This window comes from Bacillus sp. X1(2014) (genome assembly GCF_007678255.1).
Genome location: NZ_VEED01000015.1, coordinates 1 through 12,051 on the forward strand (window position 1 = coordinate 1; position 12,051 = coordinate 12,051).

Below are 12,051 nucleotides of genomic sequence, written 5' to 3' on the forward strand. Positions count from 1 at the left end.
CCGCAGTAGCTCAGTGGTAGAGCTATCGGCTGTTAACCGATCGGTCGTAGGTTCGAGTCCTACCTGCGGAGCCATTTATGGAGAGCTGTCCGAGTGGCCGAAGGAGCACGATTGGAAATCGTGTAGGCGGGTAACCCTGTCTCAAGGGTTCAAATCCCTTGCTCTCCGCCATAATACTTAAATAATATGGCCCCTTGGTCAAGCGGTTAAGACACCTCCCTTTCACGGAGGTAACACGGGTTCGAGTCCCGTAGGGGTCACCAAATTTGGAGGATTAGCTCAGCTGGGAGAGCATCTGCCTTACAAGCAGAGGGTCGGCGGTTCGATCCCGTCATCCTCCACCATATCTTAATATTATTTATTTCTATTGTCGCGGGGTGGAGCAGTCCGGTAGCTCGTCGGGCTCATAACCCGAAGGTCGCAGGTTCAAATCCTGTCCCCGCAATTGGTCTGGTAGTTCAGTTGGTTAGAATGCCTGCCTGTCACGCAGGAGGTCGCGGGTTCGAGTCCCGTCCAGACCGTTGTTGGCTCAGTAGCTCAGTCGGTAGAGCAAAGGACTGAAAATCCTTGTGTCGGCGGTTCGATTCCGTCCTGAGCCACCTTTAATTTTTGCTTGCACCAGCTGCTAGCGTTTTGAATAATATGTGGAGGGGTAGCGAAGTGGCTAAACGCGGCGGACTGTAAATCCGCTCCCTCCGGGTTCGGCGGTTCGAATCCGTCCCCCTCCACCATTTATAGGGGTATAGTTTAAAGGTAGAACGAAGGTCTCCAAAACCTTTGGTGTGGGTTCAATTCCTACTACCCCTGCCAATTTTATAGTGGCGATTGTGGCGAAGTGGTTAACGCATCGGATTGTGGTTCCGACATTCGTGGGTTCGATTCCCATCAGTCGCCCCATCATATGAAAATCTTAATTTGTAAATATTGGGCTATAGCCAAGCGGTAAGGCATCGCACTTTGACTGCGACATGCGTTGGTTCAAATCCAGCTAGCCCAGCCAATTTGCGGAAGTAGTTCAGTGGTAGAACACCACCTTGCCAAGGTGGGGGTCGCGGGTTCGAATCCCGTCTTCCGCTCCAATATTTATGGCGGCATAGCCAAGTGGTAAGGCAGAGGTCTGCAAAACCTTTACCACCGGTTCGAATCCGGTTGCCGCCTCCATATTATTTGCCAAGTATGGATAAGAACAGGTAATTAGATTTCGCCGGGGTGGCGGAACTGGCAGACGCACAGGACTTAAAATCCTGCGGTAGGTGACTACCGTACCGGTTCGATTCCGGTCCTCGGCATTACTTTATCAAAACATTTTAATACGCGCCGGTGTGGCGGAATTGGCAGACGCGCACGACTCAAAATCGTGTTCCGTGAGGAGTATCGGTTCGACCCCGATCACCGGTATCAAATTGTTTGAAAAAAGTTGCTCATAATTTTATGAGCAACTTTTTTTTGACTTAATTTTATTTCACTTTTTTCTAAAAGCATTTTGCTTCTTAAATTCGCCCATAGAAGGCAGAAATTCGCCCATTAATACCCCAGATTCGCTCATTGAACTTAAAAATTCGCCCATTGAAGGAATAAGTCATTAAATCTAACTAAAAAGTCTATATAGTAAAGTGTAATTTCACACGAAATATCGATTTTAAATGGCTCTGCTTGAGATATCACAACATTATTTTCTAAAACAGGCTTTATTTTTCTAAGATGGTTAATTCCCGGTACATTTTCTTCATCTTATAAGTAATTTCGACAAAATCTGCATTTTCCCCTTGACTATATTAAAAATAGTGTGTAATATAATAAAGGTCAGTTGCTGATTCATTAATTTATTTAACGCGGGTGTAGTTTACTGGTAAAACCTCAGCCTTCCAAGCTGATGTAGTGGGTTCGATTCCCATCACCCGCTCCATACATATTAACTAACGCAGTTTATCGTTACATTAGAGAACGATGAGTTGCGTTTTTTCTTATATAAAAAAGATGCCCTATGGACACCTGATTATTAGGAAGGATGCTTCTCCTCCATGTATTTGGGTAAACATGTTCATTAATGATTCTGTTAATCTCATCGACTTTTCAACATCGGTTGAGGGTCTCAAATATATTACTTGCAGAGCATTTTTGGTAGCAAAAGTTACAGGTGCTCTATCCGAATCCACAAATGGACTTCCAAAGGCCCCTAGATTATCTGAAGATACGATCAGACGATTCAAAGAATTTATCCGCCCATTCAATCCAGTGTACTCCTCCCCTTCTCTTCCTAATCGAATGCTAATGGATCCATTCAAGTTATCCAAATCGTAAATTCCAATAGGTACTTGATATTGTAAGGAGAAAAAGTTATTAATATCAATAGCACTTTGTATAGATGACAGGAAATTTTGTTTTTGTACCCTTCTATACAAAGCTTCGACTGAAGGACGATACCGATTGGGATCTTTCCCATAATTTTTAAAAATGTTACGCCATTCCTGAATTCCTGAGAGTTCAGTAACATTTTTATTCTCTAAATCAAAATAAATAGATTCTTGAAAAAGCTGAAGTCTTCCTCTAATCATTTGCGGTGATTCAGCAACAGTAATATTTTTATATACAATGATCCCCACTTTAAAGTTAGGAATTTGCTCGATTATTTCCTCTGAGAGTTTAATTTCCAACCATTCCACCTCCAAAATTTAATGAAAATAGTTTATCATAGATAGATGTGTAACTAATAATTTAAAAATCCATATTTATTATAAATCACTTCAAAGGAAGGGGGGGACCACTTGAATATTGAAGAGTTAAAGGAAGAACTAATTGCCTATAGTAAGGGAATTGGCATTGATAAAATTGGTTTTACGACAGCAGAGGCGTTCACTGAATTAAAAAATCGACTAATAAGGCAGCAGGCACTTAACTACCAATCTGGATTTGAAGAACCAGATATAGAGAAACGAGTGAACCCTTCATTATTACTAGAGGAACCTCGTTCGATCATTTCAATTGCAATTGCTTACCCTTCCAAGATGAATCACCGTGTCGAAAGTAAAAAGGGTGAAAGGAGAGGGATTTTCAGCAGGGCCTCATGGGGGCTTGATTATCACCATGTGCTAAATGATAGGCTTAAGAAGTTAGAAGACTTTATCACTACAAAGGTACCTGATGCAAGGTTAAAATCGATGGTGGATACTGGGGAGCTATCAGATCGAGCCGTAGCTGAGCGAGCTGGAATCGGTTGGAGTGGAAAAAACTGCGCCATTATTACACCTGAATTTGGGTCGTATGTGTATTTGGGTGAAATGATTACAAGTATTCCCTTTGAACCCGATACTCCAATAGAAGATCAATGCGGGTCATGTACAAAGTGCTTGGATGCTTGTCCCACCGGAGCCTTGGTCCAAGGTGGACAGATTAATGCACAACGCTGTATTTCTTTTTTAACACAAACAAAAACATTTATTCCATATGAGTATAGAGATAAGATTGGTAACCGCATATATGGTTGTGATTCATGTCAAACTGCATGTCCTGTTAACAAAGGGAAGAACTATCATTTTCATGAAGAAACTGAACCACAACCTGAAATTGCGAAACCCTTATTAAAGCCGATACTAAAATTAAGTAATCGAGAATTTAAAGCAAAATTTGGTCATGTATCTGGCGCTTGGAGAGGGAAAAAGCCAATTCAAAGGAATGCAATTATTGCCCTTGCTCATTTTAAGGATGAAACAGCCATTCCAGATTTAGTAGATATTCTAGAGAATGAGGGGAATCCAGTTTCAAGAGGAACAGCAGCTTGGGCCCTTGGGAAAATTGGCGGTGAGACAGCTCTTGCGGCCTTAAATAAAGCACAGGAACATGAAAAGGATCTTGAAGTACAAAATGAAATAGAAAAAGCCTTAAGTTTTTATAGGTAAAATGAGCGAACTCAAGTGGTTCGCTTATTTTTTTTGATTAATCCCTGTCTTTTCACATATGTATGAAGGAAAGGGGTGAGGAATATGCTTCATTTGATACAAGAGTTATTTGAAAAAAGAGTCAGTCAATTTGTTTCCGATAAAAGAACACATAAAGTATTTTTTCCAAAGGCTGAAAATAAGCAAAGTACATTAGCAAAAAGATCTGCTGAAGTTGTAAAAGTAAAAGCTTCCGGCGGAATCTTAGAAATTGATAAAGAGGATGAATTCCAAACGGTAAAATATCAGGCCCATTATCAATATTTAATCAAGCAAAAGGGTTTGCTGTATATGGAAGAAGAGGTGGAAGAAAGATTAGCTAAGTTTTACAAAGAGGCTTTAGTGATGGATGAGGAAATTAATCCATATGCACCTCAAGAAACTTATCACACACCTGCAGAATTTCTTGTAGAGGACCTGGAAGAACGATTGAGTTTTCAATATAATCGTTTAAAGGCTGTACAATATGCAGAAAGGTGGTGGAATAGCTACAACCCTGCATATAAAAAGTTTGAAAATGATTGCACCAATTTCATTTCACAATGCCTTCATAGTGGCGGTGCACCTATGAGAGGCTATCCTAATCGGGCAACAGGCTGGTGGCTCCAAAAAAGCAATTATAGCTATAGTTGGGCAGTGGCACACTCTCTAAAGGGATACTTTGCTAATTCAAAAATTGGTTTACGGGCAAGGGAAGTGAGCAGTCCGGACCAATTGTTATTGGGAGATATAATTTGTTACGATTTTGAAGGGGATGGACGGTTTAATCATAATACAATTGTGACGGCTAAGGATGCAAATGGCATGCCGTTAGTTAATGCCCATACGTATAATAGTCGGATGAGGTATTGGGCATATGAAGATTCATCTGCTTATACCCCAAATATTAAATACAGATTTTTTTCAATCATCGATTAAGGATGCTTAATTATTGAAAGGGTCTATGTTAATGGTATAATTGCATGTAGAGTTTTTACATGAGGTGAATTCCATGTCAATTAATGTTGTTTTATATCAACCGCAGATCCCTTCCAATACAGGAAATATTGCAAGAACATGTGCAGGAACAGATACAAATTTACATTTAATCCGTCCATTAGGCTTTTCTACGGATGACAAAATGTTAAAAAGAGCAGGACTCGATTATTGGGAACACGTTAATATCTCTTATTATGATTCTCTTGATGACTTTTATGAGAAGAATGCAGGCGGTGAATTTTTTTATATTACAAAATTTGGACAGAAGGCTTTTAGCAGTTTTGATTACAGTAATTCAAATAAAGATTATTATTTTATCTTTGGGCGTGAAACAACAGGACTTCCGAAAGATGTCATTGAAAATAATAAAGAAGTCAGCTTGCGCATTCCTATGAATGAAAATATCCGTTCTCTAAATTTGTCCAATACAGCCGCTATTCTTATCTATGAAGCGCTCAGGCAGCAAAACTATGCGCATCTACAATAATCTGAGGGGGCCTAAGGGCCTCCTTTTGAGTAATGGAAAGGAAGAGTGTTATGAATGAAGTTATACAAACAATACTAAACCACCGCTCTCATCGTCATTTTGAGGACAAGCAACTAACAGACGAACAAATTAAAACAATCATTACTTGTGCTCAATCTGCATCCACATCCAGTTTTATTCAGGCCTACTCTATAATTGGTGTTAAAGACAAAGAAAAAAAGAAAAAACTAGCAGAGCTTGCAGGGAATCAGGAATATGTTGAAAACAACGGCCACTTTTTTGTCTTTTGTGCAGATTTATACCGCCATACCATTATTGGGGAGAATGAACAGATAGATGTTACCCCTTCGGTTGAAAGCACAGAAAAGTTCATGGTAGCTCTCATTGATGCATCTTTAGCCGCACAAAATGCAGCAATTGCAGCAGAATCGATGGGGTTAGGGATTTGTTACATAGGTGGAATTCGTAATAATTTAGATGAGGTAACTAAGATATTAAAAACACCAGAGCGGGTTATTCCTTTGTTTGGACTGGCAGTTGGGTTTCCGACCAAACTAAATGACAAAAAACCGAGGCTGCCATTTGACCATGTTTATCATGAAGAAGAATATGAACAAAATAAAGAGGTTTACATTGGGCAGTTACAAAATTATGATAACTTAATTTCTAACTACTATGAAGAGCGGACAGATGGGAAAAGAAAAGACCGCTGGACAGAACAAATGGCTAGGATGCTTGATCGGAAGAGTAGAATGTATATGAAGGAATTTATTCAAAAAAATAAACTGGATCGCCACTAAAAAAGCTGCCAATTGGCAGCTTTTATTTGGTTGAACCTGGTTTGTCGTTATACCCTGATGTGAAAATTGCCGCTAAAAAGGCGACCATTACTAAACAAACGATGAAAGTGTTCATATTTATGTAATCCTCCTTCGTCATACATTTTTCAATTTTATCACACATATAGTTTTATTATAGCCTATCTTATAAAAATGAAAAGAGGAAGATTCTTTTTATTGTAATAAAAAAGATAGACGCTAACTGGCAATGGTTACGCATGTTCAATAGCTTATCAGCATAGAGTATATTAAATCGTCTCTGATTAACCTACGGGGGAGGGCCTTATGGATATTCTAAAAAAAATCGAGATGTATCGCGAGGAAGAAGAAAAGTTACGTTGGGAAGGGTCATTCGCAGATTATTTACAGTTGTTGAAAGAGAAGCCATGGGTTGCACAGTCGGCACATTCACGAGTTTATAATATGCTTAAGGATGCAGGAATTACTGAAGAAAAAGGGACGAAGAAGTACGAATTCTTTAGCAATCAATTATTTGGTTTAGAGGAGTCGCTTGAGAGGCTTGTGGAAGAATACTTCCACCCAGCTGCAAAAAGATTGGATGTAAGGAAACGTATATTATTATTAATGGGTCCTGTAAGCGGAGGGAAGTCCACTCTTGTTACCATGTTAAAAAGGGGGCTTGAAGCATACTCACTCACGGATCGGGGTTCTGTATTTGCCATTAAAGGATGCCCGATGCATGAGGATCCACTCCATTTAATCCCACATCATTTGCGAAAGGACTTCTTTGATGAATATGGCATCCGCATTGAAGGTAATCTTTCACCGCTGAACATGATGCGTCTTGAACAGGAGTATGGTGGACGAATCGAAGATGTATTGGTGGAAAGAATCTTTTTCTCCGAAGATAAACGAACAGGGATTGGTACATTCAGCCCATCCGATCCAAAATCTCAGGATATTGCTGATTTAACGGGTAGTATCGATTTTTCAACGATTGCGGAATATGGTTCTGAATCAGATCCACGTGCTTATCGTTTCGATGGTGAACTTAATAAGGCTAACCGAGGAATGATGGAGTTCCAGGAGATGTTAAAATGTGATGAGAAATTCTTGTGGCACTTGCTATCTCTGACCCAAGAGGGGAATTTTAAAGCTGGACGCTTTGCTCTTATTAGTGCGGATGAGTTAATTGTGGCGCATACGAACGAAACGGAGTACCGGTCCTTTATCTCCAACAAGAAGAACGAAGCCTTGCATTCGCGGATTATTGTTATGCCAATACCGTATAACTTAAAGGTGTCACAAGAAGAAAGAATTTATGAAAAGATGATCAATGAAAGTGATGTTTCTGATGTTCACATTGCACCGCATACGTTAAAAGTAGCTGCGATGTTTACTATTCTTACTCGTTTAAAGGAACCGAAAAAAGGCGATATTGATTTACTAAAGAAAATGCGCCTATATGATGGGGAAAGTGTGGAAGGCTTTAATACAGCCGATGTGGATGAACTGAAGAAGGAATATCCTGATGAAGGTATGAGTGGTATCGACCCTCGTTACGTAATTAACCGAATTTCATCGACAATCATTCGTAAAGAAATACCATCAATTAATGCACTTGATGTATTAAGGTCATTAAAGGATGGACTCGACCAGCACCCGTCCATCACCGCAGAGTTACGGGAACGTTATATGAATTATATTTCATTGGCCCGGAAAGAGTATGATAATATTGCCAAGAAGGAAGTCCAAAAAGCATTTGTGTATTCGTATGAAGAATCAGCGAAAACCTTAATGGACAATTACTTAGATAATGTGGAAGCCTATTGCAATAAATCAAAACTGCGTGACCCGCTCACTGGCGAGGAGATCAATCCAGATGAGAAGTTGATGCGCTCCATTGAAGAACAAATTGGTATTTCTGAAAATGCGAAAAAAGCCTTTAGGGAGGAAGTCCTCATTAGGATTTCAGCCTTTGCGAGAAAAGGGAAACGCTTTGACTATAATTCTCATGATCGTCTCCGTGAAGCTATTCAAAAGAAATTGTTTGCCGATCTAAAAGACGTTGTGAAAATTACCACTTCTTCCAAAACACCTGATGAACAGCAACTCAAGAAAATTAATAATGTAGTTGCAAGATTAGTGGATGAACATGGCTATAATACAACGTCAGCGAATGAATTACTTCGTTATGTAGGAAGTCTATTAAATAGATAAGTCGGGGTTAAAATAGTAGGGACTGGCAGAAGGAAATCTGTCAGTCTATTTTTTTCCTTATTCAAATTCACGAAGAATCTGTAATGCTCCCACTTTGTCCAATTTCATAGGCGAATACACAATTGTCAAAATAATTTGTAAATTATTCTTTATTTCTGCATAGGATAAAGTAATCCATATTTATCTTATTTTTTTCACTCGCGTTATCATATGTATTTGATGAAAATATGTGCATTTTGGAACCTATTAAATTAATAAGGAGGGGTTTACATTGTCAACAAACAACCATCAATTTGTCATTTCAAGAGAAGATTGGTCCCTCCACCGTAAAGGCCACGATGACCAGCAAAGGCATCAGGAAAAAGTCCAGGAGGCAATTCGAAACAATCTTCCCGACTTAATTACTGAAGAAAGCATAATCATGTCTAACGGTCGAGATGTCGTAAAAATACCAATTCGTTCATTGGACGAATATAAAATCCGTTATAATTATGACAAAAACAAACACGTGGGCCAAGGTGATGGTGACAGTCAAGTAGGTGATGTAGTAGCACGTGATGGTTCTAGCGGCCAGAAGGGACCTGGAAAAGGCCAAGGAGCTGGCGACCAAGCAGGTGAAGATTACTTTGAGGCGGAAGTATCATTAATGGAGCTAGAGGAAGCATTATTTAAACAATTGGAGCTTCCAAATTTGAAAAGAAAAGAAGAGCAAGAACATCTAGTTGAAAACATTGAATTTAATGATATTCGTAAAACAGGGCTGATGGGGAATATTGATAAGAAAAGGACAATGATGTCAGCTTTTAAAAGAAATGCGATGACCGGAAAGCCAGCTTTCCACCCGATTTACAAGGACGATTTAAAATTTAAGACCTGGAATGAAGTAATCAAACCAGATTCTAAAGCAGTAGTTATTGCCATGATGGATACAAGTGGATCGATGGGGATCTGGGAAAAGTATATGGCCCGAAGCTTTTTCTTTTGGATGACTCGATTTTTAAGAACCAAATATGAAACGGTGGAAATTGAATTTATTGCCCACCATACTGAGGCTAAAGTTGTTTCAGAGGAAGACTTCTTTTCAAAGGGTGAAAGTGGTGGAACCATTTGTTCTTCCGCATACCGCAAAGCACTTGAAATCATTGATGCCAAATATAATCCACGAAAGTTCAACATCTATCCATTCCATTTTTCAGACGGTGATAATCTTACTTCGGACAACGCCCGCTGCGTGAAGCTAGTGGAAGAATTAATGAAAGTGTCTAATATGTTTGGCTACGGTGAAGTAAATCAATATAACCGCCATTCAACGTTAATGTCCGCCTATAAGAACATTAAAGATGATCAATTTCGCTACTATATTCTTAAGCAAAAAGCAGATGTCTTTCATGCGATGAAGAGTTTCTTTCAAGCTGAGGAATCGAAATTATTCGCTTAACAAAAACGACTGGTGTCAGGCACCAGTCGTTTCTGTTGTTATTCAATGGATAGGATCCCGTCTTGACCTTGGGATGAGTGTCCCTGTTTTTTAACATTTAATTTTGTTAAGTTTGTAAAGATAATTGGAGTAACTGTTGATGGTGCTGACTTTTTAATAAAATCTAAGTCGAATTTTAAAATCTCCTGACCTTTTGTAATCTTTTCTCCATCCTTTACAAGCACTGTAAAACCCTCGCCTTTTAAATTTACAGTGTCCATGCCGACATGGATGAGAATTTCATATCCTTGATTTGACTTGATACCAATAGCATGTTTAGTAGGAAATACGTTTATAATTTCACCATCAACAGGTGAAACTACAGATCCCTTAGATGGAATGATTGCAAAACCATCACCCATCATTTTTTGTGAGAAGACTTGATCTGGCACTTCAGTAATCGGGATAATTTCCCCTTCGATTGGCATAACGAAATCTTTTTCAGAAAGTGGAGAGCGTTCATTCGATTCCACTAGAGTATAGGTGTCATTTTTGGTTGTATTAATTTTTTTCATCGCATTTGGATTATTACGAAGTTTTAAAATTTCGTCTGCTACGAATTGTACATTCGTTCCGATAATTACTTGAATACTTTGCTTTCCAACGATATTAATGCCTGGTACACCAGTCGATTTAATTTTTTGTTGGTCGACTGCGTTCATATCTTTTACTTCCATTCTTAAACGGGTTACACAATTGTCAACAGAAGTAACGTTGGCATCTCCACCTAATCCTTCATAAATCTGTGCTGCCATAACAGTAAATTTACTTTCACCAGATGCAACACTGATTTCAGAAGATTCTTCATCATCCTCTTCACGTCCAGGAGTCATCAAGTTGAATTTCGTAATGATGAATCTGAATAAGAAATAATAGATTACCGCAAACACTAAGCCTTGAACCATTAACATGTAAGGATGGTTTGCTAACGGTAATCTAGAACTTAAAATAAAGTCAACCAGACCGGCACTAAAACCAAATCCAGCCGTCCAATGGAATGCAGCTGCAATGGCTAAGGAAATACCTGTTAAAATCGCATGGACCACATAAAGCATTGGAGCTACAAACATAAAGGCAAATTCAATTGGCTCTGTAACACCAGTAAAGAACGCTGCGAAACCTGCTGCTAACATTAAGGAAGCTACTGCCTTTTTCTTCTTGTCCTTCGCAGTATGGTACATCGCTAATGCTGCTGCTGGTAAACCAAACATCATGACAGGGAAGAATCCAGCTTGATACATACCAGTAACACCCTTTGTTCCTTTCCCAGCCCAGAAATTACCGATATCATTAATTCCGGCTACGTCAAACCAGAATACTGAGTTTAGGGCATGGTGCAGACCAGTTGGAATCAATAAACGGTTAAAGAATCCATATAAACCTGCGCCAAAAGCGCCTAAATGAGCAATACCTTTACCAAATGAAACAAGTCCTGTAAAGATAACAGGCCATAAGAAGAATAGTATTGCAGAAACAGCAAGCATAGATACCGCAGTCATAATTGGGACAAGACGCTTACCAGAGAAAAATGCTAAAGCATCCGGTAATTTAACATGGCTAAAGCGATTGTACATCGTGGAAGCAACAATACCAGAAAGAATACCAACAAAAGCATTTCCAATCTTTACAAACGCAGGATCTACTTCTTCTGGTTTAATCCCTTCGAGCAATGCCACTGAACCTGGCGAAAGCAGGGTTGTCACAACTAAGTAGGCAACCAAACCACTTAACGCTGACGAACCATCTTTCTCTTTCGCCATCCCTAATGCTACCCCAACAGCAAATAGGATAGGGATATTATCAATGATCGATGAACCAGCTTTAATTAGGAAAGCCGCCAGCGGACTATCCGCCCCCCAGCCCGTAGGGTCGATCCAATAACCAATACCCATCAAGATAGCTGCAGCCGGTAAAACAGCTACAGGTAACATCAATGAACGACCAATTCTTTGTAAATATTTCTTCATCACATTACCTCCTAATATAATCTAAAAAATAACTATAAAATAATTCATTAAAAAAATTATTGCGGGTGTAAGCGCTTTTCTATTTCTAATATAACACTAAATATTTATAGATGTCTATACCAATTTATTAAATTTATTAACAAAGTGATTATTATTGGTTAGAGTAATATTAGGTTGAAATGGTATT

Annotated in this window: 8 protein-coding genes, 15 tRNA genes and 1 pseudogene; 21 read left to right on the plus strand and 3 right to left on the minus strand. The window is 39.1% G+C overall.

The window, feature by feature from the left end; translation table 11 throughout:
- Positions 1-79 precede the first annotated feature (79 nt).
- The 15 genes from FS608_RS21935 to FS608_RS22005 all read left to right on the plus strand — a co-directional run bounded on the left by FS608_RS21935 (position 80) and on the right by FS608_RS22005 (position 1,906).
- Positions 80-171, plus strand: a tRNA-Ser gene (locus FS608_RS21935).
- A gap of 17 nt (positions 172-188) precedes the next feature.
- Positions 189-263: transfer RNA gene (locus FS608_RS21940), tRNA-Glu, on the plus strand.
- Between the two features lie 5 nt (positions 264-268).
- Positions 269-344: transfer RNA gene (locus FS608_RS21945), tRNA-Val, on the plus strand.
- Positions 345-371: 27 nt separating this feature from the next.
- Positions 372-445, plus strand: a tRNA-Met gene (locus FS608_RS21950).
- A 2-nt stretch (positions 446-447) separates the two neighbouring features.
- Positions 448-521 (plus strand) — tRNA-Asp (locus FS608_RS21955).
- Between the two features lie 5 nt (positions 522-526).
- A tRNA-Phe gene (locus tag FS608_RS21960) sits at positions 527-599 on the plus strand.
- Positions 600-646: 47 nt separating this feature from the next.
- Positions 647-731, plus strand: a tRNA-Tyr gene (locus FS608_RS21965).
- Between the two features lie 5 nt (positions 732-736).
- Positions 737-810: transfer RNA gene (locus FS608_RS21970), tRNA-Trp, on the plus strand.
- A gap of 11 nt (positions 811-821) precedes the next feature.
- Positions 822-897, plus strand: a tRNA-His gene (locus FS608_RS21975).
- Positions 898-925: 28 nt separating this feature from the next.
- A tRNA-Gln gene (locus FS608_RS21980) sits at positions 926-1,000 on the plus strand.
- Positions 1,001-1,004: 4 nt separating this feature from the next.
- Positions 1,005-1,079, plus strand: a tRNA-Gly gene (locus tag FS608_RS21985).
- A gap of 8 nt (positions 1,080-1,087) precedes the next feature.
- A tRNA-Cys gene (locus FS608_RS21990) sits at positions 1,088-1,161 on the plus strand.
- A 42-nt stretch (positions 1,162-1,203) separates the two neighbouring features.
- Positions 1,204-1,289 (plus strand) — tRNA-Leu (locus tag FS608_RS21995).
- 27 nt (positions 1,290-1,316) lie between these two features.
- Positions 1,317-1,398, plus strand: a tRNA-Leu gene (locus tag FS608_RS22000).
- 434 nt (positions 1,399-1,832) lie between these two features.
- A tRNA-Gly gene (locus FS608_RS22005) sits at positions 1,833-1,906 on the plus strand.
- 76 nt (positions 1,907-1,982) lie between these two features.
- Here the strand turns inward: FS608_RS22005 and FS608_RS22010 are convergent.
- Positions 1,983-2,654: a B3/B4 domain-containing protein gene (locus tag FS608_RS22010; protein WP_144554717.1), complete on the minus strand. Its 672-nt coding sequence runs from the start codon at positions 2,652-2,654 to the stop codon at positions 1,983-1,985.
- 111 nt (positions 2,655-2,765) lie between these two features.
- Between FS608_RS22010 and queG the strand changes: the two genes are divergently transcribed.
- The 6 genes from queG (at position 2,766) to yhbH (ending at position 9,858) form a co-directional block, all read left to right on the plus strand.
- Positions 2,766-3,896 carry a tRNA epoxyqueuosine(34) reductase QueG gene (gene queG / locus FS608_RS22015; protein WP_144554718.1) on the plus strand — a complete coding sequence of 377 codons (1,131 nt, stop codon included), beginning with the start codon at positions 2,766-2,768 and terminating at the stop codon, positions 3,894-3,896.
- Between the two features lie 84 nt (positions 3,897-3,980).
- Positions 3,981-4,853, plus strand: a complete 873-nt coding sequence (locus FS608_RS22020) for an amidase domain-containing protein (protein WP_144554719.1) — start codon at positions 3,981-3,983, stop codon at positions 4,851-4,853.
- Positions 4,854-4,926: 73 nt separating this feature from the next.
- On the plus strand, positions 4,927-5,400 hold the full coding sequence (gene trmL / locus FS608_RS22025; protein WP_144554720.1) for a tRNA (uridine(34)/cytosine(34)/5-carboxymethylaminomethyluridine(34)-2'-O)-methyltransferase TrmL: 474 nt from the start codon (positions 4,927-4,929) through the stop codon (positions 5,398-5,400).
- 50 nt (positions 5,401-5,450) lie between these two features.
- Positions 5,451-6,200 (plus strand): oxygen-insensitive NADPH nitroreductase, encoded by a 750-nt coding sequence (nfsA, locus tag FS608_RS22030; RefSeq protein WP_144554721.1) that lies wholly within the window; start codon positions 5,451-5,453, stop codon positions 6,198-6,200.
- Positions 6,201-6,524: 324 nt separating this feature from the next.
- Entirely contained in the window at positions 6,525-8,420 is a 1,896-nt protein-coding gene (locus FS608_RS22035) for a PrkA family serine protein kinase (RefSeq protein WP_144554722.1), read from the plus strand.
- A 271-nt stretch (positions 8,421-8,691) separates the two neighbouring features.
- Positions 8,692-9,858 carry a sporulation protein YhbH gene (gene yhbH / locus FS608_RS22040; protein WP_026565896.1) on the plus strand — a complete coding sequence of 389 codons (1,167 nt, stop codon included), beginning with the start codon at positions 8,692-8,694 and terminating at the stop codon, positions 9,856-9,858.
- 38 nt (positions 9,859-9,896) lie between these two features.
- On the opposite strand, the gene FS608_RS31430 is transcribed toward yhbH, so the two are convergent.
- Positions 9,897-10,412 (minus strand): PTS sugar transporter subunit IIA, encoded by a 516-nt coding sequence (locus FS608_RS31430; protein ID WP_313958730.1) that lies wholly within the window; start codon positions 10,410-10,412, stop codon positions 9,897-9,899.
- Positions 10,413-10,427: 15 nt separating this feature from the next.
- A pseudogene (gene nagE / locus FS608_RS22045) lies at positions 10,428-11,864 on the minus strand (N-acetylglucosamine-specific PTS transporter subunit IIBC); the annotation flags it as partial.
- Positions 11,865-12,051: the final 187 nt, after the last annotated feature.

Coding starts and splice junctions, on each gene's coding strand:
- FS608_RS31430 (WP_313958730.1), bottom strand. CDS start 10,412: ATGAAAAAAATTAATACAACCAAAAATGACACCTATACTCTAGTGGAA.
- FS608_RS22035 (WP_144554722.1), top strand. CDS start 6,525: ATGGATATTCTAAAAAAAATCGAGATGTATCGCGAGGAAGAAGAAAAG.
- nfsA (WP_144554721.1), top strand. CDS start 5,451: ATGAATGAAGTTATACAAACAATACTAAACCACCGCTCTCATCGTCAT.
- FS608_RS22020 (WP_144554719.1), top strand. CDS start 3,981: ATGCTTCATTTGATACAAGAGTTATTTGAAAAAAGAGTCAGTCAATTT.
- trmL (WP_144554720.1), top strand. CDS start 4,927: ATGTCAATTAATGTTGTTTTATATCAACCGCAGATCCCTTCCAATACA.